This is a genomic window from Paenibacillus solisilvae, assembly GCF_042656405.1.
GTDB lineage: Bacteria > Bacillota > Bacilli > Paenibacillales > Paenibacillaceae > Paenibacillus_Z > Paenibacillus_Z solisilvae.
Genome location: NZ_JBHSOW010000028.1, coordinates 24,338 through 49,149 on the forward strand (window position 1 = coordinate 24,338; position 24,812 = coordinate 49,149).

Here is a 24,812-nt window from a genome sequence, read left to right on the forward strand (position 1 = left end):
GATTCTAATCCAGTTGGCCAAACTTTTGCAGCGGCCATAGGCGGAAGATTGCCCGTCCTTCTAGACTCGACATCGCGATCGGACCAAGCTCGCGGCTGTCTTGACTGTTCTCACGGTTGTCTCCCATAACAAACACTTCATTAGCGGGTACTGTGAACGGAACGGCCATACCGTTTGTGAAAGTCGTCCCTATTATGTAGGTTTCCTTTAATGGTACATCATTAATGTACACGGTTCCGTTCTTTATATCGAGCTTATCCCCAGGCAAGCCGATGACCCGCTTAATGAGACGCTTGTCGCTTTCAGGTCCGTCAATGATGACAATATCGCCCCGGTTCGGCTTCTCGAAGTGATAGGAGATTTTGTCCTCAATCAATCGTTGACCTTCCACAAGTGTATGCTGCATGGATACATTTCTTACCTCTGTCTGTGCAAAAGCATAATTCTGGATGAGTAATGCGACGACGATCGCGATCGTAAGGGAAACCGCCCAATCCCTCAGCTCACGCCTCCAGCTTTTCTTAATAATCTGATTCATTTGCGGCTGTTCCGTGTTCATGCTTCTTGTTCTCCTTCCAAAGCTCCCCAGGATGCATTGCAAACTTCTATTCTTATACGATTGAAGATGCGGTTTAGTTGCTCTTCCTAATCGTTTCAATCTTCAAATTTCGCCAAAAAAGGATTGCTCCCGCCTCCCGCATGCGATAAAGTAAGGAAACTGAGCCTAATACTTAAAGGAGTGAATACACTTGCAGCCTCAAACCGCAGCAGTTTTAAATCAGCCGTCCATTGCAGCTTCCCGCTTCGATCATGCCATATTTATAACCGTAACCCTGCTTTATTGGTCTACGTTATACGTTTATGTCCCTATCCTCACTCCTTTCATGAAGGAAAGCGGCTATTCGGATCTCTTAATCGGCTTTGTCCTTGGCAGCTATGGATTTACTCAAATGTTTGTCCGTTTTCCTCTAGGACTCTTATCCGATAAGCTTCACAAACGAAAACCGTTTCTCATGCTGGGCTTGCTGACAGGTGCGCTGAGCTGCCTGCTCTTCACCATACCGGGGTCGTGGCTTTGGCCCTTAGCCGGCCGTATTATGTCCGGAGTTTGCGCATCAGCATGGGTTGCATTCACCGTTCTGTATGCCGGATATTTCGTTTCCAAGGACGCTACCAAAGCGATGAGTAATATTAGCTTCATGACGGTTACCGGGCAGCTCATCGGTATGATTCTCAGCGGCTGGCTTGCCGGCGCTTACGGCTGGAACGCCGCATTCTATGCAGGCATTGCACTGGGGTTGGTAGGACTTATACTTGCCATGGCAGTTAAAGAGCCCCGCGAAGGCGTTACTCGAGCTCCCATATCACTCAAGCATCTTCAGGAGGTTGTACGGACGCCTTCGCTGATTCAGGTTTCAACGTTATCTATATTGGCGCACTGCGTTCTATTCATTACGATGTTCGGCTTTACACCGCTTAAAGCAATTGCGCTCGGGGCGTCAACCAGCCAGCTGACGGCAATCGTAATCGCCTTTATGGTCCCGCATGCCGTTACGTCCCTCTTCAGCGGGCGTCTGATTGCACCCCGTTATGGAACATGGAATGTCATTCTGATCGGATTCGCACTCAGCGCTACTTTCACCATTGCGATCGCTTACTCGCCATCGCTCGGCTGGCTGTATGCCACACAGGCGCTCAACGGTCTGGCACAGGGGCTTTATTTCCCTTTGCTGCTTGGACTTGCTATTCAGCCCTTCGAGCCTTCCAAACGAGCTACCGCAATGGGCTTCTACCAAGCCGTCTATTCGGTCGGCATGTTTGCCGGTCCTTTTCTGGCTGGATTCGTCAATGAAAGCTTTGGCCGTGATTACGGCTTCTGGCTTGGCGGCGTCTTCGCCATTATAGCCATTATCTTATCTCTGATCTGGAAGCGGTCACCGAACAATACGATCCACTAATAACAAAAAGAGCACCTGCCGCCCGGCAGGTGCTCTTTGTATATACGATCCTAACTATTCAATGCACTCTTCAGGGTCAACCGGTGAAGCATCTTCCACATTAATTTTCTCGGCAACGGTATCGCGAATAATGGAGACAACCGTTTGCAGCAGATAATTGATATCGGACTGGCTTTGCTGGAATTCCGAGATAATCGGGATACCATCAAGCTCGTCCTGCAGCTCATCAATCTCCTTCTCAATCTTCGCAACCATATCTTGATTTTTGAACGTCGTCTCAAAAGCAACGATTTCCTTCTGCTTCTTCTTAATCTGAGCGATTAAGGACTGAATCCGGTCATTGCCTTGAATTTGCTTCTCGGCACGCTGGTAATGCTGCACTTCCTCGGAGGTGTAGATCATACCGGCCAGCTCTTTCGTTTTTGCCATAATATCGGCACGGACAATAATATCCTGTGTATCAAATTTCGGCACGCTGCAGTTTGAGTCGTGGTCGTGATCATGGTCTTGCGTATGTGATGCTGCTGTTTGCTCGTTAGCCATCTTAATTTCCAACTCCTCGGATTAGTCAATATTAGGTCCTGTCTATGATCAAGTCATGCCTATCAAGAAACCGCTTCTTGCGTCATTGGAGCTTCGGTAACTTCAGCCTTCATATACCAAGTTTGGGTCTCCGTAATGCGGACCTGCACGAATTGACCGATCCAGTCCTTCGGACCTTCCAGATGAATCAAGGCATTTGTCCGTGTGCGGCCTGACAGAACATGCGAATTATTCTTGCTTTCACCTTCAACGAGCACCTCGACGACTTCACCTACCATGCTCTCGTTGTTGGCCCTGCTAAGTTCAGCGATTAGCGCATTCAGCTTAGCAAGGCGCTGTTTCTTCACTTCAGCCGGGATGTTGTCTTCCATATCAGCTGCCGGTGTACCCTCTCGCGGCGAATAAATAAATGTATAGGCCGACGAGAAGCCTACCTCGCGCATGAGAGACAGCGTTTCTTCGAACTGCTTCTCCGTTTCGCCAGGGAAACCGACAATGATATCCGTGGTTAGCACAGCTTTCGGGATCGCCTGCTTGATCTTGCGGACAAGCTCCAAATACATCTCACGCGTATATTTGCGGCTCATTCGTTTCAGCACCTCTGTGCTTCCAGATTGAACCGGAAGATGAATATGCTCCACGAGGTTGCCGCCAGTTGCAAGTACATCAATCAAATGATCATCGAAATCACGCGGATGACTTGTCGTAAACCGGATCCGCGGAATATCGATCTTCCTCATATCGGCCATCAAATCTCCGAATCTATACGAAGTATCCTCGAAATCCTTGCCGTAGGCATTCACATTCTGGCCAAGCAATGTAATCTCTTTGAAGCCCTGACGTGCCAGCTCGCGCACTTCCGCAATAACATCCTCCGGGCGTCTGCTCCGCTCCTTGCCCCGCGTATACGGGACGATGCAATACGTACAGAATTTATCGCAGCCATACATGATATTCACCCAGCCGCGCATACCTTCACGCTTCTTCGGCAGGTTCTCAATAATGTCGCCTTCCTTGGACCACACCTCGACAACCATTTCTTTACTGAACATGGCGTCCCGCAATAGATGAGGAAGCCGGTGGATATTATGCGTCCCAAAGATCACATCGACGAAGGAATGCTTCTGCATGATGCGCCCCACGACGGATTCCTCTTGGGACATACAGCCGCATACCCCGAGAATTAGTCCGGGTTTTTCGATTTTGAGATGCTTCAAATGTCCTAACTCACCGAACACCTTATCTTCCGCATTCTCACGCACCGCACAAGTATTAAGCAGGAGAACATCCGTCTCGCGGCGGTCTTCGGTAGCGGTATAACCCATCTGCTCGAAGATCCCTTTCATGACTTCAGTGTCATGCTCGTTCATTTGGCAGCCATAAGTCGTAATCATATACTTCTTGCCTTTGCCAAACTGCTCCATCTCAGGAGGGATCGCAGATTCATAATGAACCTGAATGCCTTCCTTACCCCGGCGCTTCTCGTCTTTGTAATTTGGCGCAGAGTTTATCGTTATATCACGGCCTTTAATCCGGTAGGTTGTTTTCCCGTCTTCTTCCTTCAACACCTTCGCACCCGTGAAATCGAAGTACTTGGAATAATCCTCCGGAGCCTTATCAGCCTTCTGGCTGGAGAGCTTTTCATTCTCGTTTGTCATGCGTTCTCACATCCCTTTATCTCACAAACACGTAATATACAATTCAAAAATAAATTATATCATACCTTCATGCTCGATAGCCATTGTCCAAAAAAGAGATTCTCTAATTAGCAAAAAGGGATCCTTCCCAAGCGGCGCCGGAAGAATCCCTTTCCATTTAACTTTGAACAGGCTCACTTGACTTTGCAGCACGTCCGCCTATTTCGATAGCGTTGCAGCAGATGAGAGCACCTCTGCCGAAGAGGCCGGCTGCTGCTGTGCAGATGCAGATATATGCTGGATTCCTTGAGCGGATTCCTCTACGATTGTCGGCAACATGTCCCCTCTTCTTATTTTTCAGAGCTTCCTTCGGTCTATTTCTATTGGAGGATTTCAGCTTCATCCCCTGTTTTGGCGCCTGCTGCGTTGGCCTCATCGGTATCGATATGCAGATCAAGAGCGTAATCATCGGATACCCGTGCAATTACATTAGCAAGTACTAATCCGCGTTCTCCGGATAAACGAACCGAAAGCCGCTGTTTATCCTCAATGCCTAAGCTTTCAGCATCGCTTGTATGAAAATGAATATGGCGTGCGGCTACTATGACACCCTCTTCAATAGCAATCTCGCCTGCCGGACCTTTAATCGTAATTCCTGCTGAACCGGCGATATCACCTGATTCCCGGACAGGCGGGTTAATGCCCAAGCTGAAAGCATCCGTTCGCGAAACTTCCAGCTGTGTTCGTTTACGGGCCGGACCAAGTATCCGGACCTTCGCGAAGCTCCCTTTCGGCCCAATTACCTCGACGGTTTCATTAGCTGCGAATTGTCCTGGCTGAGATAGAGGCTTCATTGAAGTCAGCTCGGTTCCTTGTCCAAATAAGAAGGCTACATGCTCCTCTGATAAGTGAATATGTCTGGCGGAAACACCTACAGGTACTCTACTCATTAATTCAACGCCTTCTTTCGCCTCTATGTATGAAAAGGCACACAGCCTGATGGTGATGGGCTGCATGCCTTCTTGGTTCATCCGTGAATGATTATCTGAACTCGGCGACTAATTTATTGAATTGCTCTTGTGACAAATCAAGATCTTGATTAGCCAAGCCGCTCTCGTTGAAACCTGTAACGAGGTCCTCGTAGGATTTGCGCTCTTTGTTTTGGTAAATAAGGCCTGTGAGCATCCCGTTGGTTTCCATAATTTTCGTCATTGCCGTTACACGATTCGATGAATCGTAATCTGGGAATTGATCCAAATTAACGATATTCTCTTTAAACCAATCATAGGTGTTTACTTTGTTGAACGTTACGCATGGGCTGAACACGTTAATCAAGGAGAACCCTTTATGCTGCAGACCTGCTTCGATTAAAGCTGTCAGCTGCTTCAGATCGCTTGAGAAAGACTGCGCGACGAACGTTGCACCTGCGGACATCGCAATTTCCAGCGGTGAAAGCGTCGTTTCAATTGAACCTTCAGGCGTAGACTTCGTCTTGAAGCCTTCCGCACTCCGCGGTGAAGTCTGACCTTTAGTCAGTCCATAGATTTGGTTATCCATAACGATATACGTTACGTCAACGTTTCGGCGAATCGCATGTACAGTGTGCCCCATGCCGATTGCAAACCCGTCGCCGTCACCGCCGGAAGCGATAACGGTCAATTCCCGGTTTGCAAGCTTAACGCCTTGCGCGATCGGAAGCGCACGGCCATGAATACCATGTAATCCGTATGCATTAATGTAGCCGGAAATACGGCCGGAACAACCGATACCGGAGATTACCGCTAGACTTTCAGGCTCAAGGCCTACATTTGCCGCAGCACGCTGTATGGCTGCTTGTACGGAGAAATCTCCGCAACCCGGGCACCAGTTTGGCTTTACATTATTACGAAACTCTTTAAACGTCGCCATCTTAGATCATCTCCTTGCATGCTTTGTGCACTTCGGAAGGCAAGAACGGATTACCGTCATATTTCAGAACATTTTTGATTTTGTCGGCAAAGCCGGCATGAAGCTTCACTTGATCCGCCAGCTGTCCTGTTGCATTATTTTCAAGCACAACAACTTTCGCCGCACTTTCCAGATATGTTTTCACCAGTTCAGTCGGGAACGGGTGAATTTGGCGGATCGTAATATGGTTCGTTGTCACGCCATCTTGTTCAAGACGAAGGCGAGCCTCGTCAATTGTTCCACCGGTGGAGCCCATACCGATTACGAGAAGATCCGGATTCGCATGAGGGGCATCCGCACGAACCGCATCGCGGATATACATGCTGTTAAGCTTATTAAGACGCTTATCCATCATATTCTTACGATTAACGGCACTCTCGGAAGGACGGCCTGTTTCATCGTGCTCGACGCCGGTAACATGGTGAATCCCGTTCTTGTCACCAGGAATAACGCGTGGCGATACGCCGTCTTCCGTTAGTTCATAACGTTTGAACAGATGATTGGTTTCAAGCTCAGGCAGCTCGCGTACGAGTTTACCACGGCTAATAGGCACTTTATTGAGATCCAGCTCTTCACAGGACTGTTTGCCCAGCGACAGCTGGAGGTCAGTCATAAGAATAACAGGTACTTGATACTCTTCCGATAGGTTGAACGATTCAATCGTATCGTAGAAGCAGTCCTCCAAGGAAGCAGGCGCGATAACAATCTTAGGAATCTCACCGTGCGTACCGTAAACCATGGCATTGAGGTCAGATTGCTCTTGCTTGGTCGGCAATCCTGTTGAAGGGCCTCCACGCTGCGTGTCAACGATGACGAGCGGAGTTTCTGTCATACCAGCCAGACCGATCGCTTCCATCATTAGGGACAATCCTGGGCCTGCTGAAGCAGTCATTGTACGCACACCTGCGTAGTTAGCTCCGATTGCCATCGTTACAGCTGCGATTTCATCCTCGGTTTGAATAACCGTTCCACCAAACTTCGGCAATTTCTTGATCAGATATTCCATGATTTCCGATGCCGGGGTAATCGGGTATGCGGACATCAGCCTGCAGCCGCCAGCAAGTGCGCCAAGCCCGATGGCTTCATTACCGATCATAAACAGCTTTTGCTTGCCATCTGCAGGGTCAAGCTGGAATTCCTCAAGCGGACCCCCGGCAAGCTCAAGAACGAAATCAGAACCGCGCTTAACGGCTTCGATGTTCTTCTCAACGATAGCTGCACCTTTACGTCCAAACTCTTCTTCTACTGCTTTATTAAAAACGTCGATAGGCAGACCGAGAAGCGCCCAAGAAGCGCCGGACGCTACCATGTTTTTCATGAGCGATGTACCAAGGTCTTCGGCAATCGACGTAATTGGCACAGGGAATAGTCTTGCATTAATACCCTCTGGAAGAACCGGGTTGAACTTAGCATCCGCCACGACTACACCGCCTTGGCGCAGTTCATGAGCGTTCAGATCGATACTTTCTTGGTCAAAAGCCACCAAAATATCTAAATCGTCAGAGATTGCTAGCATTGGTTTAGTGCTGATTCTAATTTTATTATTCGTATGTCCGCCTTTAATTCGTGACGAGAAATGACGGTACCCATACAAATAGTAGCCAAGCCGGTTAAGCGCCGTCGAAAAAATACGATCCGTACTTTCGACCCCTTCACCTTGTTGACCACCGATTTTCCAAGACAATTGACTAATCAAAATGCCCATCTCCTCTTCTTGATGAACGTACGTTCTTTCGACATCATTCAACATAGCATATCTAGTTTTCTTTTCAATAGTCAAGTAAATTTTATGTCTGTATCTGTTAAAAAGCAAGGTGTAACCGCTATTTCCACACATAGTTCTTTTCGATCGAATCCATATCGCAAAGAGATGGGATAAGAATAATCATTCATTTGGGCAGATGCTTTGATAAGAAGCCAATCGTGTTTTTGACGAGAAATGATTTGACCTGTTCCTCTGAATAATACCGCAAAAGCGCTTCCACCAGCTTACCTGTCTCTCCAGGATGATGAAGCCCGGTGACATGGACATCGATCCCGTCAAAATCAGACCCAAACATAAGATGATTCTGCCCGCCTAATTCACATAGCCGTTCAACATGCTTCAGAACGTCATCTATGTCTGCACGACCGCCTGATCGAACAAATTGGGGAACAAAAGTCAGTCCGACTAACCCGTCCACCGCAATAATTGCCCGCACTTGATCGTCCGTCAAATTTCTGGGATGATCGCAAATGGACTTCATGTTCGAGTGGGAAGCAATAAACGGTTTCGTTGATGTATTGACCAGATCCCAAAATGATTGCTCACATAGATGTGACACATCTAACAGTATACCCAAGAAATTGCATTCTTCTACTATAGCCAGGCCTTTTTTTGTTAATCCGCCTTGTCTTGGCTCTAATACCCCGTCTGCTGCCCAGTTCGCATGATTCCAAGTCAGTCCCAGCGCTCTTACGCCCAGCTTAAATAAGATGCGCAGCATCGCGGGATCTCCCTGAAGACCGTCCGCTCCTTCAAGCGACAGCAGCGCCCCGATTGATCCTCCGTTTAATAGCTTCGCAGCATCTTGGGCTGTCCGGACGAAACTCATACCGGGGGCGGTCAGCACCTTACGGTAAAATAAATCAATCGACTGTAGAATCGGAACCATCGACTTTTCCATTTCGTCAGGAATATAAACGGCAAACGTTTGCATAATGGACTCCGCCTGCTGCAAACGTGGAAGGGTTACATCTAATTTATCGGATGAATCATGAATAAATGAAAGTGTATTATTTTCCAGAAGCTTCCACAATACATCGCAATGAAAATCAGTTGATTGCCATTTCTCCATATTCACTCCATCCCCTCAACTAATAATATGTATTACCACTGTTCCGTGCCTGCATTAGCCTAGCCTGCACGCAAAAAAACCTGTCTACAAAGTAAACAGGTTAAGGATTCACGTTGTATACACTCTACGGCGTTATCTCGGCTCGACAATAAGCTTAATCGCAGTCCGATCCTCTCCATCAATCACAATGTCTGTAAAAGCAGGGATACAAATGAGATCCACACCGCTCGGTGCTACGAATCCTCGCGCAATCGCAACCGCTTTTATAGCTTGATTCAACGCACCAGCCCCGATCGCTTGCAATTCAGCTGCACCACGTTCACGAAGAACACCGGCCAGCGCCCCTGCAACGGAATTTGGATTGGACTTTGCTGAAACTTTTAAGACATCCATGGATAGTACCTCCTCGGGAATGATGGATGAACCACTATTATCATAGTATTCGAGAGGGGCGAGAAAATTCCTTCTTATTTGGCGAACAGTTTGCAAACTGTTCAGAATTGCGAGAATTTTCAGAGTTTCATACAATTCTGCTGCTACAGGAACATTAAATCGGTTTCGGTCAATCGAATCTTTTGAATGCGCTTCGCCATTCCAGTTGATTCATCCATATCGACTAACACCGCATGAAAATGCCAATCTCCTTCATCGACTACAAAACGGGCTGGCAGCTGTGTCTTAAACTTATAAATAACGGCTGCACGCTCCATACCCAGCACGCCTTCCTTCGAGCCAACCATCCCTACATCGGTCAAATATGCCGTTCCTCCAGGCAGAATGGTATCGTCATTCGTCTGTACGTGGGTGTGAGTTCCGACGACAAGCGACGCACGGCCATCCAAGTACCAGCCCATTGCAATTTTCTCGGAGGTTGCTTCTGCATGGAAATCAAAGAGGATGCATTTGGTTTTGGATCGCATAGCATCAACAAGCTCATCTGCTTTGCGGAAGGGACAATCAATGGGGGGAAGAAACGTTCTGCCCTGCATATTAATAATTGCAAGCTCTTTGCCGTTTGCCTTAATGATGGCAGCATCTTGTCCGGGGGCTTCTTCGGAGAAATTGGCCGGTCGTACAATACGGGGTTGATCGTCAATCCATTCAAAAATATCCCGATTATCCCAAGTGTGATTACCCATTGTGATTCCGTGGACACCTGCATCCAATAACTCTTTAACGATGGCTGCTGTAATTCCTCGTCCAGCTGCCGCATTCTCGCCGTTAGCAATGATGATATGCGGATTGTATTTGGTCTTGAGGGCTGGGAGTACTTTCTTAACTGCAGCTCGGCCTACGTTACCGACAATGTCGCCGATAAATAAAACATTCATAACATAACCTCTCTTATATAGACTAGAAAAGTGGCTGACGAGCAGCCACTTTACCAGTTTCATTCATGATTTTGTTTATTTTGCATATTCAACTGCGCGCGTTTCGCGGATGACGGTCACTTTGATATGACCCGGATAATCGAGTTCGCCTTCGATTTTCTTCGTAATGTCACGCGCTAAACGGAACGCCTCTGTATCGTCGATTTTATCCGGTTGGACCATGACACGAACTTCGCGTCCGGCTTGGATAGCGTATGATTTCTCAACACCTTCGAACGATTCCGAAATATCCTCAAGCTTCTCTAGACGTTTTATATACGTTTCAAGCGTTTCTCTTCTAGCTCCAGGTCTTGCAGCCGACAATGCGTCTGCAGCGCCTACAAGCATAGCAATAACCGATGTCGCTTCGCAATCGCCATGATGGGATGCGATACTATTGATAACAACCGGATGCTCCTTGTATTTCTTTGCTAGCTCTACGCCAATTTCGACATGTGAGCCTTCCACTTCATGATCGAGCGCTTTACCAATGTCATGCAATAATCCGGAACGTTTGGCCAGCGTTATATCTTCGCCTAGCTCCGCTGCCATGAGTCCTGTTAAATAAGCTACTTCCATCGAATGCTTCAGGACGTTCTGACCATAGCTGGTACGATACTTCAAACGGCCTAGAATTTTGATTAAATCTGGATGTAAGCCATGAACACCGACTTCGAATGTCGCCTGCTCACCATACTCACGAATCCGTTCGTCCACTTCTTTACGGGATTTCTCAACCATCTCTTCAATGCGAGCTGGATGGATACGTCCGTCAGCGACGAGCTTCTCAAGAGCTGTACGAGCGATTTCACGGCGAATTGGATCGAACCCGGACAAGATGACCGCTTCTGGAGTATCGTCGATGATGAGATCGATACCGGTCAGTGTTTCCAGTGCGCGAATGTTACGACCTTCACGCCCAATGATACGTCCCTTCATCTCTTCATTCGGCAAGGATACTACAGATACAGTTGTTTCAGCCACATGATCGGCTGCACATCGTTGGATGGCGAGCGAAATGATGTCGCGAGCCTTCTTATCGGCTTCTTCCTTGGCTTGCTGTTCGATTTCCTTAATCATTTGAGCAGTTTCATGACGCACTTCCTGCTCAACATTATTCAAGATAATCTGTTTAGCTTCTTCCATGGTCAAGTTCGAAATTCTCTCGAGCTCACTAAGCTGCTGCTTGTAGAGCGAATCGATCTGATCTTGCGTTTCCTCGATCCGTTTCTCTTTGTTGGTCACTTGTTCGTCTTTGCGTTCCAGTGCTTCTATTTTCTTATCCATGGACTCCTCTTTTTGGAGAAGCCGTCTTTCAAGACGCTGTACCTCATTACGACGTTCACGAATGTCTCTCTCAGCCTCGGTACGGAGCTTGTGGACTTCGTCTTTCGCTTCGAGAACCGTTTCTTTCTTCAGCGCTTCTGCTTCTTTCCTAGCATTGTCAACGATCTGACTTGCAGCCTGCTCGGCGCTTGAAATTTTGGCCTCGGCGATTGACTTTCGAATAAAATAACCGATCCCAAAGAAAACAACACCAACAACGAGAGTGATCGGGAGCCAGATATACCACATCTTTCTCACCTCCTCGTTGCATTCACCAAAGCAAACGCTTGGGACGATATTTTGTTTTCTACCGGTTTTCAACCCGAACCATACACTAAATTTGACGAAAATAATCGTTTTGAATCAATTTTTGGAAGGAAAATCGATTCAAAAAGAAAGAATACATTTTCATTTTATCTTTTGTGAAAATCAATTGTCAAGCATATGCCCTTCTTCATCATCTTCCATTCCCTGCGAGACGGTATTTATTGCATGCTTGACTACATCGCTCGGGAACCCTCGGCGCAGTAAAAATCCAGCTAGCTTATGCCTTCTCTCGCGTGGTTCACCTTTAATATAAGGCCATTTTTTGTTTGCTGCACGGACGGCAGCTTCGATCTCGGTTTCTTTATCCAGATCATCAGATGCTTGCTTTGCCGTTGATTTGTCAATGCCGTGCATCTGCAGCTCTTGGCGCAGAAGCCGCCGTCCTTTCAGCTGATTGCTCATTCGCTCTACAGCAAACCGATTCGCGTATGAAGTATCATCAACCAGCTTCTCCTTCTTCAAACGTGCAATGGCATGTTCCGAAGTTTCTTCATCCATTCCCTTACGTGCTAGGTATTGCAATAATTCTTTATGCGTCCGAGGTCTTGCACCAAGGTAAGAAAGACCTAGTACATAAGCACGATGTCTGCTGTCCTCTTCGGTAATTTGCTTTAGTTCATCCGGATGAATTTCCCGATCCTTAAATAATCTGAACTTAATGAGTAAATCCTCGTGAACTGAAGTAAACGGCTCTTCATGATCAGAGATATAAATATGATAGCGTTGTTTTGCCCGCCGATCCTGCTTCACAGCTGTGATTCTTAACATTCCTTCTGCTGACTGAGCTTCTTCCTCGTCGTACATCCCTGTCTCCCCTCCATTCCCCACATTCATAAAGAAGAGCACCCAATTAGGTGCTCTCCGGCCAATCTATAGAAAGATGTCAATGCGCAGAACGGTTTAATCTAAATCCAGGTCATCCTCGGACTCGTCATCTTCGCTAAAAGAAGCATTCACAGCATTCGCAGAAACATTACTTGCATCGCGAATTTGCTTATCGATTGTTGAAGCGATATCGATGTGATCCTTCAAGAATTGCTTCGCGTTCTCACGGCCTTGTCCAAGGCGCTCGCCATTATAAGAGAACCAGGCACCGCTTTTCTGCACAATATCCAACTCTACGCCGATATCAATGATACTTCCTTCACGCGAAATGCCTTCTCCATACATAATGTCGATTTCGGCTTGCTTAAACGGAGGTGCTACTTTGTTCTTAACAACTTTAATCCGTGTCCGGTTACCAACCATATCATTACCTTGCTTAATCGTTTCAACTCGACGAACGTCTAGACGTACAGTGGAGTAGAACTTCAATGCGCGACCGCCTGGCGTTGTCTCCGGATTACCGAACATAACACCAATCTTCTCCCGCAATTGGTTAATGAAGATCGCAATTGTCTTGGATTTACTGATCGCACCAGACAATTTACGAAGCGCTTGCGACATTAGACGAGCCTGTAAGCCGACATGGGAATCACCCATTTCTCCTTCAATTTCCGCTTTAGGTACGAGAGCTGCTACGGAATCGACAACGATAATATCTACTGCGCCGCTTCGTACAAGCGCTTCCGCAATTTCAAGCGCTTGCTCACCGGTATCCGGCTGTGAGAGCAGCAATTCATCGATGTTTACGCCTAGCTTGCTCGCATACACAGGATCCAGCGCATGCTCAGCATCAATAAATGCAGCTTGTCCGCCGGCCTTTTGAACTTCTGCAATTGCATGCAGAGCTACCGTTGTTTTACCGGAAGATTCCGGCCCGTATACTTCAATGATTCGGCCTCTTGGTAAACCACCGATACCAAGCGCAATATCTAATGCAAGGGAACCGCTAGAAATCGTTTCAACCTGCATATGAGTGGATTCTCCGAGCTTCATAATGGAACCCTTACCGAATTGTTTCTCTATTTGGCGCAATGCCATATCGAGCGCAGCACGACGATCTGCCAACGAACTCACATCCTTTTATCATTATAGTTGTATGATACCTTGTTTTGATGATGTTGACAAGACTTTTTACGAACATATATTCTTATTCTTCTCATTGGCCAATGAGTGAGCAGAAATGGCTGTGTCAGCTTCTCGGACTGAAGATATGTGAACAAGCGTTCGCATTTACATTGACCTTGTAGCAGACACAGATTTCTTCCATTGATGCTGCAGAGAAAGCAAGTGATCATCTACACTTCCTCTGGCGGGAAATAAAAAAAGAACCGCAGCAAAGTAATCTTCGCCACGGTTCTTCCGTCAACTATTGTCGATTATAGCCGATGCTTGTCATTCTGGCAAGCTGCTTATTTACATATAATCCTAATATTCAAATATTCGGTAACGACACCAATTATTCAGCGCTGCTTAACACCTGCCAGAGTCGATACAGTACGGCTTTGGCTGCTCGAACCCTTATTATTCCGCGGCTGCCGCTGAGCTCTGCCGTATGGACGATTGTCGGCTTCCCCTGCTCTGCGATGCCGAAGTATACAAGCCCTACGGGCTTGCCTTCTGATTCCGATGGACCTGCCACACCTGTTAAAGAAACGCCAAAATCGCTTCCGGTCAGCTCTCTTACACGTTCCGCCATGAGTGATGCCGTTGATTCACTGATCGCACCCGGCGCACCCGGCCCCTCCAGTTGAGACATTGGAATGCTTAACAGCTTATGTTTCATAAGGTTCGTATAGGTTACAACTCCCCCTAGGAATTCGCCGCTGCTGCCTGGGATATTCGTAATGAGCTGAGCAAGCAGACCTCCTGTCAGGCTTTCAGCACTAGCTAGCTTCCGTCCTGATTCTCTGAGCAGACGTAAGACCGCTTCCTCGAGCGGGATGTCTTCACGGGCAAACAGATGCTTGCCAACCCGCTCCTTGATCCGCTCCTCCGTCTGATCAAGTCTCACAGACGCTTCTTGCTCAGATAACGCCTTGGTTGAAATTCGAATCGCAACTTCGCCTTCCTTCGCATAAGGGGCAATCGTAGGATCGGACTGCTGCTCGATTAAATCGATTATGGCCTGCTCAAGACTGGACTCGCCGATTCCCGCAAACTTAAGCAGGCGGGAATACAGCTTGCGCTCTTCGCCTAATATCGAACGAAGCCAAGCTTTCGCCGGGCCGTCAAACATCGGCTTCATCTCACGGGGCGGCCCTGGCAGAAGGACATAATGAGTGCCGTTTACACTCATCGCGTTGCCGACCGCAAGTCCCGCATCATTCATAAGAGCATCACTGCCTTCAATGATATTGGCTTGCCTGCGATTGCTCTCCACCATATGGATGCCGCGGCTTGCAAACATCGTTTCAATTTTCACCATTGAAGGTTCATGAATATGAATAGCTTTGCCCAAATAAGCGGCGAGTGCATCCTTCGTCAAATCATCGAGCGTTGGACCAAGGCCGCCGGTGAACAAGATCAGATCCGCACGAGAACGCGCCAGCTCGATCGCTTGGCGAATCCGGGTGTCATTATCACCGACAACGGTCTGAAAATAAACATCAATACCGAGTTCAGCAAGTCCTTGTGACAAATAAGTCGCATTCGTATTAACTGTTTGACCAAGTAAAAGCTCCGTACCGACAGCGATAATTTCAGCGCGCATGCTAATAGCTCCTATTCTAAGTAAAAGATGGTATGGAAAAGCATCATCCCTTTAAGATGCGGAGGAATGATGCTGATCATCGTAACCTATGTAATCCTATTCCGTTAACGGAATAAGATTCTTATTTTTAACAAAATAGTCAATTCCCGAATAGACCGTAATGAGTGCAGCTGCATAACTTGCGATGAGATCAAACGGGAAATCCAAGAAAGCAAAAGGGAAGTTGTTCAGCAGAAGCACGATAATCATCGTGATTTGAACCGCTGTCTTCCATTTTCCCCATTTACTTGCTGCTAATACCGTGCCTTCGAGCAAAGCAATTTGTCTCAGACCTGTAACTGCAAACTCACGGCTGATAATCACGATCGCGATCCAAGCGTCAAGCTTATCCATTTCAACCAATGAAATAAGCACGGCAGCAACAAGAAGCTTATCTGCAAGAGGATCAAGCAGCTTGCCAAGATTTGTAACGATTTTGTTCTTGCGGGCGATATAGCCATCAAGTCCATCGGTGCTTGCAGCCACAATAAAAACAATCGCAGCCAAAATCTGATTCCATGTAATCGAGAAGTCAGATCCAGAGATGGTCAGCGGCTTCAAATCTACATTAATAAGCAGTAAAACCATAATGATCGGAACTAAAAAGATGCGGATAAGCGTTATACGGTTGGCTAAATTCACGCTAGCCCCTCCCCGGACATATCAAATTCAAATGCATGCGTAATACGCACTCTTTGAATTTCGCCAATTCCAGCGGTACAGTTTGAAATAAACACTTCCCCGTCTATTTCAGGCGCATCATAAGGAGAGCGTCCGATATAAACGTCGCTTCTTCCATCATAACGCTCGACAAGAACGTCAATTTCACTGCCAATATGTTTACTGCTGTTATCTTTGGAAACTTCACGCTGAATTTCCATTAATGTGTTCGAGCGCCATTCCTTCACGTCATCCGGCACCTGGTCAGGAAGACGGACAGCAGGTGTATCTTCTTCATTGGAGTAAGTAAACACACCAAGACGATCGAATTTCATCTCACGGACAAAATCGCAAAGCCGTTCAAAATCTTCTTCCGTTTCACCAGGGAATCCGACAATAATCGATGTTCTTATGGCTACATCAGGAATGCTTGCGCGAATCTTAGCGACTAATTCTCTTGTATCGCGTTGACGGCCTGGACGGCGCATACGCTTAAGGATGGAATCTTCGCTATGCTGCAGCGGCATGTCGATATAGTTACAAACTTTAGGATTGTTCGCAATCGTTTCAATCAGCTCATCGGTGAAGAAACCGGGGTATGCATAATGCAGTCTTACCCATGCGATCCCTTCTACTTCGCTGACACGGTTAAGAAGCTCCGGGAGCATGAACTTATCGTACAAATCCGTGCCGTAATTTGTCGAATCCTGTGCAATAAGACTAACTTCCTTAACGCCTTGATCCGCCAGCTGCTGAACTTCAGCAATGATTGACTCCATAGAACGACTGCGGAAATTACCGCGCATAATCGGAATAGAACAGAAGGTGCAGGCATTGTCGCAGCCCTCAGCAATCTTTACATAAGCCGTGTAGCGCTCTGTTGATACAAGGCGAGGCAGCTTCTGGTCGTAGTCAAAGACCGGATTACCAACCTTAATCGGCTTCTTCCCATGAAGAGCCTCGTCCACGATATCATTGATATGGTGAAAATCACCTGTGCCAACGATTCCGTCAATCTCAGGCATCTCATCCATTAATTGTTTCTTATACCTCTGTGTTAAACAGCCTGACACGATCAGTGCTTTGAGCCGTCCAGTCTGCTTAAACTCTGCCATATCCAAGATTGTATTAACGGATTCTTCCTTGGCAGCGTCAATAAAACCACATGTATTAACGATGATGACTGTCGCATCATCTGCTTGCTCGACCAGCTGATAGCCGCGTTCATTAATCAGACCGGACATTATCTCCGAATCGACTAGGTTCTTCTCGCAGCCTAGAGTAACTACTTTCACACGTTCTGTCATTCTTAATCCCCCAAATTCCTGCGTAAAACTATCTTTACAAGTATAATACATGGCCTAAACGGTGTCAAAATAGCAAATAGTCCCATCTTGCGCATCATTTGCGCTTAATCAGAGGGACTATTTAATCACTAATTTAGCGGTAATTCGTAAACTGCAATTCAATTTGCAGATCCTCTGCGCGAAGCAGGTTCATTACGGCTTGAAGATCATCACGGCTTTTGCCGGTTACGCGGACTTGATCGCCTTGTGTTTGACTTTTCACCTTCAGCTTGGAATCGCGGATAAGAATGTTAATCTTTTTGGAAATATCCTGCTCAATGCCCTGCTTCAATTTGATCCGCTGTCTGACAGTTCCTGCCGAAGCAGATTCGATTTTACCGTACTCCAAATTCTTGATCGGTACGCCGCGTTTAGTCATCTTTGTTTGCAGGACATCAATTACGCTCTTCAGCTTATACTCGTCATCAGATATGACAACGAGCTCTTCCTTTTCAATCTTGATGCTGCTCTTGCTGCCTTTGAAATCAAAGCGGCTGTCAATTTCCTTTTCTGCTTGAGATACTGCGTTTATCAGCTCTTGCATATCCACCTTGGAAACGATATCAAATGAACTTTCTGAACTCATGCTAATCGCAACTCCTTATTCATTTTATCATGTCACGTATTATAACCGATCTTGCTTCCCAAGAAAAGGCATCCCCTCCGCTTTATGCGGCGGGGATGCCTGAATGTACAGCAGAATGCTCAATTACTCGGTTTGCGTTACAGGCGCATTTGGTGTTTCCGTACCCGCTGCAGGCGTTAGCTGCATCTTGTGCGAACCTGTCTTGTTTCCGTCTTCTATCAGAACGCCATCGATGGTCACTTCGGCTTTATTTGCATGTGCCATGTTTAAGTAGACAGGTCCTTCAACATCAAGAGAAGCTGTTTCTGTATCCTTCAGAGTTTTGGAAAGTAGAATCTTCCCTTTACTGCTTGTCTGATTGATGCCGACCCAGCAATCCCCCCCTGTTACTTTAAATTCAATCTTATGGGTTCCGCCTGGAGATACCTGGTAATAGTCTGTACGGCCAGTTGTTTTTTCAAGAGTAAGCGTTGTCTGAGGAACAGTTGGAACAGGGTCTGGATCTGGAGTTACTGGAACTGTGTTCGTATCTTTAGAACCTTCCACAGGCTTATTCGTGTTATTGTCCGTTTGGGCCGGACTGTTATCGGTGCCCTCAGGCGCCTTCGTTTGATCGGTCATTTTGGTCTGATCCGCTGAATCTACATTGTCCCCGCCAGGCTTGGCTATCGCGTATACATAGACAAGTATAGCAATCAAAAGCAGGAACGACCACATAAGCATGCGGAATCCCCATCGGCTGAGCCGGTCTGAGGACTGTCTTTGGGCTCGGCGCGGCCGCTGAATGGGTTCTACAACCTGCTCAGGGACAGCTGAGGGAATCTCCTTCTGATACAGATGTAGAACTTCTTCCGCGTCAAGACCTACTGTTTCCGAATAGTTTTTTACAAATGCCCGCACATAGAAGGAGCCTGGGAGCACTTTATAATTACCTTCTTCTATCGCTTCTAGATAGCGCTTGCGTATTTTAGTCAATTCTTGAATATCATCCAGAGAATATCCGCGCTGCTCCCTCGCTTTACGAAGTAAAGCACCCAAATCCGACATGACCACACCTCCCTTTCTTAAAATTCGTTATAGCCCGTCGTGAAGGACTCGTAGGAAATCTCTTCGTCCGGAGTATTGCGAAGCTCAATAATATAATCAAATGCACTATAATCGTAAGCTGACTCTTTAATAAAAATATCAGGATGCTCAATGACTTTCGTTGATGGCATCGCCATAATTTCTTGCAGCAGGGCATGATGCTTTTCGTTGGATCTAATTGTACTCACTATCCCATCAATGATAAAAATATTATTCGGCGTCATTTCTTCTTCAGACAGCTGGCTTCTGACGGTTTGGCGAAGAAGCGTCGAAGAAACAAACGTCCAGCGTTTGTTTGAACATACACTACCTGCAATTATCGACTCTGTCTTGCCTACCCGCGGCATGCCGCGCAATCCGATGACTTGATTCCCGTCGCGCTTGAATACCTCCCCTAAGAAATCTACGAGAAGGCCCAGCTCATCCCGGGTAAATCTGAATGTCTTCCGGTCATCGGAATCTCTTTCAATATAACGCCCGTGACGGACAGCCAGCACGTCAACAAGCTTAGGCTCGCGCAGCTTCAAAACGGTGATGTTCTCTACCTTCTGAAGCATTCGTCCAAGAATCTCGATTTTCTCATCATCATTGGTTTGGAGAAGCATTCCGCGCGTACGGTTCTCAACACCATTAATCGTTAAAATATTGACTTCCAGCATACCAAGAAGAGAAGCGATATCCCCTAATAAACCAGGACGATTTTTATGTATTTTATATTCCATGTACCACTGTTTGTACTCCATTAGGCACCTCGCTTGAGGATATATAGATAAGTTCATCATTTTAGTATCAAAAAGATTATTCTACAATATTCGTCAAAATCCTGCAATGCTAACATGAAAGATTGCAGAAAAGCCTCCTTTTTGGGAGGCTCCTCTGCATTTGGAAGCTGTTACGATTTTTGTACAAGCTTCACCATTAGCCTTGCAATCGTTTTTCGTTCCTCTTCATCGCCTACATCCCAAAGTTCTTTCAGAGCACGCTGCTGCTCATTCTTGGGATCGATTTTCTCATCGAGGAACGATCCAATTTCAAATGCGAGCTTCCCAATCGAATCTTCGCTTAATCCAATACTCTTGGCCTGCTCTACCCGGTCGGATAAAAACTCTTTCCATGTGTCAAAATTAGTAAGGACGGTTGCCATGTGTTGTTCTCCTCCTTCGAGTGTTGGCCGCTTTCCGGCAACAGCATTATTGTGCTCTCGAAGGTTCCTTCTTATTCGACGATGAATGATGCTAAAAAGTTTCAGCTGTGAACGATACAGGTTTTATTCTAAGTTAACCATCCGCCATTAGGACTAATGATTTGTCCCGTAATGTATGCAGACTCAGGCAAAGCCAAGAAATAAACCAGTGAAGCAATCTCATCCGGCTGAGCAAACCGGCCTACTGGAATTTCAGATTCCAGAGCATCCTTCTCATTCTTGTCAAGGTTGTCCAACATCACGGTATCCACAGCACCTGGGGCAACCGCATTTACGGTTACGCCGGAAGGGGCCAGTTCTTTGGCTAATGCTTTGGTAAAAGCATTCATGCCGCCCTTGCTAGTGGAATACAGGACCTCGCAAGAAGCGCCGGACATCCCCCATATGGAGGAGACATTTACAATTCGGCCAAAACGCTGAGAAATCATAGCAGGCATGAATAACTGCGTACAAAGAAACATTCCCTTTAAATTAATGGAAATAACGTCATCCCAGTCTTCTTCCGTTACATCGGCAAGCATGCTGTAATGGGCAATACCTGCATTATTCACAAGAATATCCGGAAGCATATGATGAGCTTGCAGCTTCTCGCGCATCCGGAGCAGCTGTTCCTTCGAACGGATATCCGCTGTAACCGTCATGACGTTTGCTGCACCAAGCCTCATACAAGCGCGAGCAGTTTCATTGGCAGCTTCATGCGCATTATTGTAATGAATGACGACATTCATACTTTCCGCGGCGAAGCGGCGTGCAATCGCCGCTCCTATGCCCCGGCTTCCCCCAGTTACGAGTACCGTCATTTCTTTCAATGTTTTCACTTGCTGTCTTTAGCCACGATGGACACGGCCATCCGCTCCCAATTGAAATGTTCAAGCAGCCTCGCATTCGCCTCTTCCAAGGTAATGCTTTCATAAACCGGCAGCAGCTTGAATAAGTCAGCACCGCGGAAGCGATAGCGCGTAAATTCACCGGCAATAGTTTCGGGGGAGTTAAGCATGCGCAGATAGCCGCCGATTTTTTTCCTTTTGGTCCGTTCGAACGCTTCTTTCGTTAAACCGACCACTTTTGTATTTTCAATTGCCTCGCGAAGTCTTCGCAGCAGTTCATCTGGATCCTTCGTTTCTCCCCCAAGCACGGAGAACGCATAATCTTCACTGCTGTTATACTCATGACCGAACGAATCCGAGATCACATTATCATCATACAAAGCGTTATAGATAGGTGAGCTTGAACCAAGCAGCGTATCGAGCATCAGCTTTGTTGTAAGCTCTGTGCGAAGCAGTGCATCCGGCTCAAGCGGTTGTCTGGTTTCTTTGAAGCCAATCATAACTTTAGGGAGTGAGACAGGCAGTACAGCTGTTTTACGCGGGATCTTAACTGAAGCCGGCTCAGGGTCAAAATATCTCTTGATTGAGCCCTGCGCTTCAAAAGATTTCTTAGCCTGATTATTGCGAACAAGCTCCATAACTTCATCCGGTTTCACTCCGCCAACGATAAACAGGAACATATTCGATGGATGGTAAAAGGTTTCATAGCAGCTGTATAACGTTTCTTTATCGATTTTTCCAATGGACTCCGCAGTCCCGGCAATATCAATATGAACCGGATGTTCATGATACAGCGCATCAATTAGACCGAAATAGACGCGCCAGTCCGCATTGTCTCGATACATGTTGATTTCCTGTTCAATGATGCCTTTTTCCTTCTCCACATTCTCATCGGTGAAATAAGGATTTTGGACAAAATCGATCAGTGTCTCCAAATTGGCTTCGATTTGCTCTGTCGCCGAAAATAAATAAACGGTCCGATCAAAGCTCGTATAAGCATTCGCTGAAGCGCCTTGGGAAGCAAAGGTTGCAAAAATATCGCCTGTCGGTTCCTCGAACATTTTATGCTCCAGGAAATGAGCAATACCGTCCGGTACGGAGATCGGTTCTTGTTCCCCCACAGCAAAACGGTTATCTATGGAGCCATACTTGGTGGAGAAGGTTGCATAGGTTTTGCTAAAGCCCGGTTTCGGAAGCACCACAACTTCAAGGCCATTCGGGAGCACTTCTCGGTACAATGTTTCTTGAACGCCTGGATATGCTAACGTTTCCATTGCTTAACCCTCCTTCCCATCGCGCAGAAAATATATCGTGTCCAGCTCGGTTTTGCGAGCCACGGTTGCAATTTGTTCTGCTGTTACCGACTGCACCTGTTCCATCAGCTGCTGGGCAGTACGCTCACGCCCGGATAGAACAGCATTGAAGTCAAACGCAATCATTTCATTCGCTGAATCCTGCAGCTCCCGCAGGTGATTGGCAATCATCGCTTTGGTTTGATTCATCTCCAAATCACTGTAAGAGCCTGAGCGCATACTTTCCAGCTGCTGCTCAATAATGGCTGTCGCCCGTTCAAAATTCGCGATCTCAATACCCGATTGAATCGTGCAGATGCCTTTATGGCCATCAAGACGTGTGGACGCATAATAAGCCAGGCTTGCTTTCTCACGGACATTTAGAAACAGCTTAGAATGCGGATATCCACCCAGAATCCCGTTATACATGAGAGCTGCAGGATAGTCATCGTCGGCATAAGAAGTGTTTATTCTCAGCCCCATGTTGAGCTTGCCTTGACTGACATCCATCTTCTCAACAATTGTACGGACTTCTTTGACATTCTTCTTTACGGCAGGCAGCATGTATGCGGAAGGCTTATTTCCTTTGATCCGGAAAGCTTCCGCTACCAGTGTCTTCACTTCATCAAGCGACGTATCTCCTACAACGTAAAGATCGAAGGAGGCATCAGCAAGCCACTTCTGATAAGAGGCTGTCAGTGATTGCGGCGTAATGGCGTCAATATCTTCAAGCCGTCCCAGCGGATGCAGGCGGTATGGCTCATCCTTGCACATTTCTTCAAGACACCGTTCGCCTGCATAACGAATTTTATCATTAATAATGGATTCCAAGCGTTTGCGCAGAGTGTCCTTCTCTGCATCTACGTATTTGGTCCGAAGATGTCCGTTCTCCGAAGCCGGGGATGTCAAAACTTCACCAAGAAGCCTTAGTGAAGAGCTCAATAGCGGCTGATTGGAGGAAACGAACCGATCGTTAATAACATCCATACGAAACTGGACGATTTGAGCATCGCCGCGTTTGTATACATCAAAGCCAAAGCCAGCCCCGTACAGATCATCCAGACTTTCGCGAAAAGCAATTGTCTCTGGAGTTGAAGCCGTTCCGCGTCTCAGAACAAAAGGAATCAAGGCAACCGGAGTAACGGTCTCCTCCGCAAGCGGCAAACCGGCGTATAAAGAAATGGAGAACGTCTTAAAACGCTGAGTAGGTAAAACATGCAAACGAATGCGATCAATCTGACCACGTTCAAATCGGGATTTGCTCAAGAGTCGCGTCCCCTTCCGCTCAAGTTTATAAAGTCAATCTATTCCATATTCATTGGATCTATTCCATTCTACCTGATCGGAAATGGAAGAAGCAACCCGCAGAGTAGACGGGCTGCTTCATGAAGCGGCTACATACAAAAAATATGTTTCCCGATCGTTTTTACCTGCGGACGTGACCAAATCCATTTGGAGGTTGCCGTGTCCGGATTGAAATAGTAAATACAGCCCCCGGTCGGGTCCCAGCCATTAATAGCTTCTTGTACAGCTTTCTTCGCGTTAACATTGGGAGTCAGCCAAATCTGTCCATCAGCAACAGCTGTGAACGCGCCCGGCTGAAAGATAACACCAGAAACCGTGTTCGGAAAACTTGGCGACTTGAGGCGGTTAAGAATAACGGCCGCTACCGCAACTTGTCCGACGTAAGGCTCACCTCGGGACTCGCCGTATACCGCGTTTGCCATTAGTTTGAGATCATTCGCAGATAATCCAAGCTTTGAGGATTTGGCTAGATCTGCGCTGCTGTTTGAAGACCCTGAGCCCGCACTGGGCTTGTTAGCTGCGCCTCCGGCTGACGGAGACTCCGCAGCAGTAGGTCTCCAGTTTTTCGTAGCTTCCCAGAGCTTGAGCTTCGTCTTCGAGCCTACGACGCCATCGGACTTCATGCCGAATTTCCACTGAAACCAGGTGACCGCATTTTTGGTTGATGTACCGAACTGGCCATCTACTTTCCCGTTAAAATAACCTAGACTCTTCAGACGACCTTGAAGCTCATAGACATCTTTTCCTGAAGATCCGACCTTTAGTGTTGCACTGCTAAAGGTTTCAGCTGTTTTACCGCTTCCTGCATGCTTGAGGGTGAACGCACCGAACAACAGAAGGACGATAACTAATGTTATCGCAATTAATCGATTTTTCATTCTCGGAATCTGCCTTTCTTCTGCAAGTGGGCTTGCAAAGTAAGCGAAG

Annotated in this window: 24 protein-coding genes; 1 reads left to right on the top strand and 23 read right to left on the bottom strand. The window is 46.9% G+C overall.

Translation table 11 applies throughout. The features are described 5' to 3' along the window. Positions 1–4: 4 nt before the first annotated feature. A complete protein-coding gene (gene lepB, locus ACFPYJ_RS07310; protein ID WP_379187429.1) occupies positions 5–559 on the bottom strand; it encodes a signal peptidase I in 555 nt (184 codons plus the stop codon). 190 nt (positions 560–749) lie between these two features. Here lepB and ACFPYJ_RS07315 point away from each other — a divergent pair, with 190 nt between their 5' ends. Continuing rightward, complete coding sequence (locus ACFPYJ_RS07315) at positions 750–1,958, top strand: MFS transporter (protein WP_379187430.1); 1,209 nt, start codon at positions 750–752, stop codon at positions 1,956–1,958. Positions 1,959–2,012: 54 nt separating this feature from the next. Here the strand turns inward: ACFPYJ_RS07315 and ACFPYJ_RS07320 are convergent, their stop codons facing one another. From ACFPYJ_RS07320 to sleB, 22 genes are all read right to left on the bottom strand, one after another. Next, on the bottom strand, positions 2,013–2,501 hold the full coding sequence (locus ACFPYJ_RS07320; RefSeq protein WP_379187431.1) for a YlbF/YmcA family competence regulator: 489 nt from the start codon (positions 2,499–2,501) through the stop codon (positions 2,013–2,015). A 62-nt stretch (positions 2,502–2,563) separates the two neighbouring features. Further along, positions 2,564–4,159, bottom strand: coding sequence for a tRNA (N6-isopentenyl adenosine(37)-C2)-methylthiotransferase MiaB (gene miaB / locus ACFPYJ_RS07325; RefSeq protein WP_379187432.1), 1,596 nt, complete (start codon positions 4,157–4,159; stop codon positions 2,564–2,566). A 359-nt stretch (positions 4,160–4,518) separates the two neighbouring features. Then, positions 4,519–5,088, bottom strand: coding sequence for a phosphate propanoyltransferase (pduL, locus tag ACFPYJ_RS07330; RefSeq protein WP_379187433.1), 570 nt, complete (start codon positions 5,086–5,088; stop codon positions 4,519–4,521). A gap of 91 nt (positions 5,089–5,179) precedes the next feature. Beyond that, complete coding sequence (locus ACFPYJ_RS07335) at positions 5,180–6,046, bottom strand: 2-oxoacid:ferredoxin oxidoreductase subunit beta (protein WP_379187434.1); 867 nt, start codon at positions 6,044–6,046, stop codon at positions 5,180–5,182. A gap of 1 nt (position 6,047) precedes the next feature. Further along, positions 6,048–7,781, bottom strand: coding sequence for a 2-oxoacid:acceptor oxidoreductase subunit alpha (locus ACFPYJ_RS07340; RefSeq protein WP_379187435.1), 1,734 nt, complete (start codon positions 7,779–7,781; stop codon positions 6,048–6,050). 193 nt (positions 7,782–7,974) lie between these two features. Further along, the gene (locus ACFPYJ_RS07345; RefSeq protein WP_379187436.1) at positions 7,975–8,922 is read right to left on the bottom strand and encodes a dipeptidase; all 948 of its coding nucleotides are present in this window, start codon (positions 8,920–8,922) and stop codon (positions 7,975–7,977) included. 132 nt (positions 8,923–9,054) lie between these two features. Further along, the gene (locus tag ACFPYJ_RS07350) at positions 9,055–9,315 is read right to left on the bottom strand and encodes a stage V sporulation protein S (protein ID WP_025335291.1); all 261 of its coding nucleotides are present in this window, start codon (positions 9,313–9,315) and stop codon (positions 9,055–9,057) included. A 143-nt stretch (positions 9,316–9,458) separates the two neighbouring features. After that, positions 9,459–10,253: a TIGR00282 family metallophosphoesterase gene (locus ACFPYJ_RS07355; RefSeq protein WP_379187437.1), complete on the bottom strand. Its 795-nt coding sequence runs from the start codon at positions 10,251–10,253 to the stop codon at positions 9,459–9,461. Positions 10,254–10,328: 75 nt separating this feature from the next. Continuing rightward, positions 10,329–11,867 (bottom strand): ribonuclease Y, encoded by a 1,539-nt coding sequence (gene rny / locus ACFPYJ_RS07360; RefSeq protein WP_379187438.1) that lies wholly within the window; start codon positions 11,865–11,867, stop codon positions 10,329–10,331. A 180-nt stretch (positions 11,868–12,047) separates the two neighbouring features. After that, positions 12,048–12,779, bottom strand: a complete 732-nt coding sequence (locus ACFPYJ_RS07365; protein ID WP_379187439.1) for a regulatory protein RecX — start codon at positions 12,777–12,779, stop codon at positions 12,048–12,050. A 66-nt stretch (positions 12,780–12,845) separates the two neighbouring features. Next, entirely contained in the window at positions 12,846–13,895 is a 1,050-nt protein-coding gene (recA, locus tag ACFPYJ_RS07370) for a recombinase RecA (protein WP_379187440.1), read from the bottom strand. Positions 13,896–14,286: 391 nt separating this feature from the next. Then, complete coding sequence (locus tag ACFPYJ_RS07375) at positions 14,287–15,540, bottom strand: competence/damage-inducible protein A (protein ID WP_379187441.1); 1,254 nt, start codon at positions 15,538–15,540, stop codon at positions 14,287–14,289. A gap of 96 nt (positions 15,541–15,636) precedes the next feature. Next, complete coding sequence (pgsA, locus tag ACFPYJ_RS07380; protein WP_379187442.1) at positions 15,637–16,221, bottom strand: CDP-diacylglycerol--glycerol-3-phosphate 3-phosphatidyltransferase; 585 nt, start codon at positions 16,219–16,221, stop codon at positions 15,637–15,639. Continuing rightward, positions 16,218–17,546 carry a 30S ribosomal protein S12 methylthiotransferase RimO gene (gene rimO / locus ACFPYJ_RS07385; protein ID WP_379187443.1) on the bottom strand — a complete coding sequence of 443 codons (1,329 nt, stop codon included), beginning with the start codon at positions 17,544–17,546 and terminating at the stop codon, positions 16,218–16,220. The genes pgsA and rimO overlap by 4 nt, the downstream gene beginning before the upstream one ends. 133 nt (positions 17,547–17,679) lie before the next feature. Then, the gene (locus tag ACFPYJ_RS07390) at positions 17,680–18,171 is read right to left on the bottom strand and encodes a YajQ family cyclic di-GMP-binding protein (RefSeq protein WP_379187444.1); all 492 of its coding nucleotides are present in this window, start codon (positions 18,169–18,171) and stop codon (positions 17,680–17,682) included. 123 nt (positions 18,172–18,294) lie between these two features. Next, positions 18,295–19,218, bottom strand: a complete 924-nt coding sequence (locus tag ACFPYJ_RS07395) for a helix-turn-helix domain-containing protein (RefSeq protein WP_379187446.1) — start codon at positions 19,216–19,218, stop codon at positions 18,295–18,297. Between the two features lie 17 nt (positions 19,219–19,235). Further along, complete coding sequence (locus ACFPYJ_RS07400; RefSeq protein ID WP_379187447.1) at positions 19,236–20,000, bottom strand: DUF3388 domain-containing protein; 765 nt, start codon at positions 19,998–20,000, stop codon at positions 19,236–19,238. A 149-nt stretch (positions 20,001–20,149) separates the two neighbouring features. Beyond that, a complete protein-coding gene (locus ACFPYJ_RS07405; RefSeq protein WP_379187448.1) occupies positions 20,150–20,401 on the bottom strand; it encodes a DUF3243 domain-containing protein in 252 nt (83 codons plus the stop codon). 128 nt (positions 20,402–20,529) lie between these two features. After that, positions 20,530–21,261 (bottom strand): elongation factor P 5-aminopentanone reductase, encoded by a 732-nt coding sequence (gene ymfI, locus ACFPYJ_RS07410; protein WP_379187566.1) that lies wholly within the window; start codon positions 21,259–21,261, stop codon positions 20,530–20,532. A gap of 14 nt (positions 21,262–21,275) precedes the next feature. Further along, on the bottom strand, positions 21,276–22,562 hold the full coding sequence (yfmH, locus tag ACFPYJ_RS07415) for an EF-P 5-aminopentanol modification-associated protein YfmH (RefSeq protein ID WP_379187449.1): 1,287 nt from the start codon (positions 22,560–22,562) through the stop codon (positions 21,276–21,278). 3 nt (positions 22,563–22,565) lie between these two features. Then, a complete protein-coding gene (yfmF, locus tag ACFPYJ_RS07420; RefSeq protein WP_379187450.1) occupies positions 22,566–23,846 on the bottom strand; it encodes an EF-P 5-aminopentanol modification-associated protein YfmF in 1,281 nt (426 codons plus the stop codon). Positions 23,847–23,974: 128 nt separating this feature from the next. After that, entirely contained in the window at positions 23,975–24,763 is a 789-nt protein-coding gene (gene sleB, locus ACFPYJ_RS07425) for a spore cortex-lytic enzyme (RefSeq protein ID WP_379187451.1), read from the bottom strand. Positions 24,764–24,812 lie beyond the last annotated feature (49 nt).

Coding starts and splice junctions, on each gene's coding strand:
- ACFPYJ_RS07395 (WP_379187446.1), bottom strand. CDS start 19,218: ATGTCGGATTTGGGTGCTTTACTTCGTAAAGCGAGGGAGCAGCGCGGA.
- ACFPYJ_RS07355 (WP_379187437.1), bottom strand. CDS start 10,253: ATGAATGTTTTATTTATCGGCGACATTGTCGGTAACGTAGGCCGAGCT.
- ACFPYJ_RS07375 (WP_379187441.1), bottom strand. CDS start 15,540: ATGCGCGCTGAAATTATCGCTGTCGGTACGGAGCTTTTACTTGGTCAA.
- sleB (WP_379187451.1), bottom strand. CDS start 24,763: ATGAAAAATCGATTAATTGCGATAACATTAGTTATCGTCCTTCTGTTG.
- ACFPYJ_RS07400 (WP_379187447.1), bottom strand. CDS start 20,000: ATGGAGTACAAACAGTGGTACATGGAATATAAAATACATAAAAATCGT.
- rny (WP_379187438.1), bottom strand. CDS start 11,867: ATGTGGTATATCTGGCTCCCGATCACTCTCGTTGTTGGTGTTGTTTTC.
- ACFPYJ_RS07390 (WP_379187444.1), bottom strand. CDS start 18,171: ATGAGTTCAGAAAGTTCATTTGATATCGTTTCCAAGGTGGATATGCAA.
- lepB (WP_379187429.1), bottom strand. CDS start 559: ATGAACACGGAACAGCCGCAAATGAATCAGATTATTAAGAAAAGCTGG.
- miaB (WP_379187432.1), bottom strand. CDS start 4,159: ATGACAAACGAGAATGAAAAGCTCTCCAGCCAGAAGGCTGATAAGGCT.
- ACFPYJ_RS07365 (WP_379187439.1), bottom strand. CDS start 12,779: ATGAATGTGGGGAATGGAGGGGAGACAGGGATGTACGACGAGGAAGAA.
- rimO (WP_379187443.1), bottom strand. CDS start 17,546: ATGACAGAACGTGTGAAAGTAGTTACTCTAGGCTGCGAGAAGAACCTA.
- yfmH (WP_379187449.1), bottom strand. CDS start 22,562: ATGGAAACGTTAGCATATCCAGGCGTTCAAGAAACATTGTACCGAGAA.
- pduL (WP_379187433.1), bottom strand. CDS start 5,088: ATGAGTAGAGTACCTGTAGGTGTTTCCGCCAGACATATTCACTTATCA.
- ACFPYJ_RS07350 (WP_025335291.1), bottom strand. CDS start 9,315: ATGGATGTCTTAAAAGTTTCAGCAAAGTCCAATCCAAATTCCGTTGCA.
- ACFPYJ_RS07345 (WP_379187436.1), bottom strand. CDS start 8,922: ATGGAGAAATGGCAATCAACTGATTTTCATTGCGATGTATTGTGGAAG.
- ACFPYJ_RS07320 (WP_379187431.1), bottom strand. CDS start 2,501: ATGGCTAACGAGCAAACAGCAGCATCACATACGCAAGACCATGATCAC.
- ACFPYJ_RS07405 (WP_379187448.1), bottom strand. CDS start 20,401: ATGGCAACCGTCCTTACTAATTTTGACACATGGAAAGAGTTTTTATCC.
- ACFPYJ_RS07335 (WP_379187434.1), bottom strand. CDS start 6,046: ATGGCGACGTTTAAAGAGTTTCGTAATAATGTAAAGCCAAACTGGTGC.
- ymfI (WP_379187566.1), bottom strand. CDS start 21,261: ATGACGGTACTCGTAACTGGGGGAAGCCGGGGCATAGGAGCGGCGATT.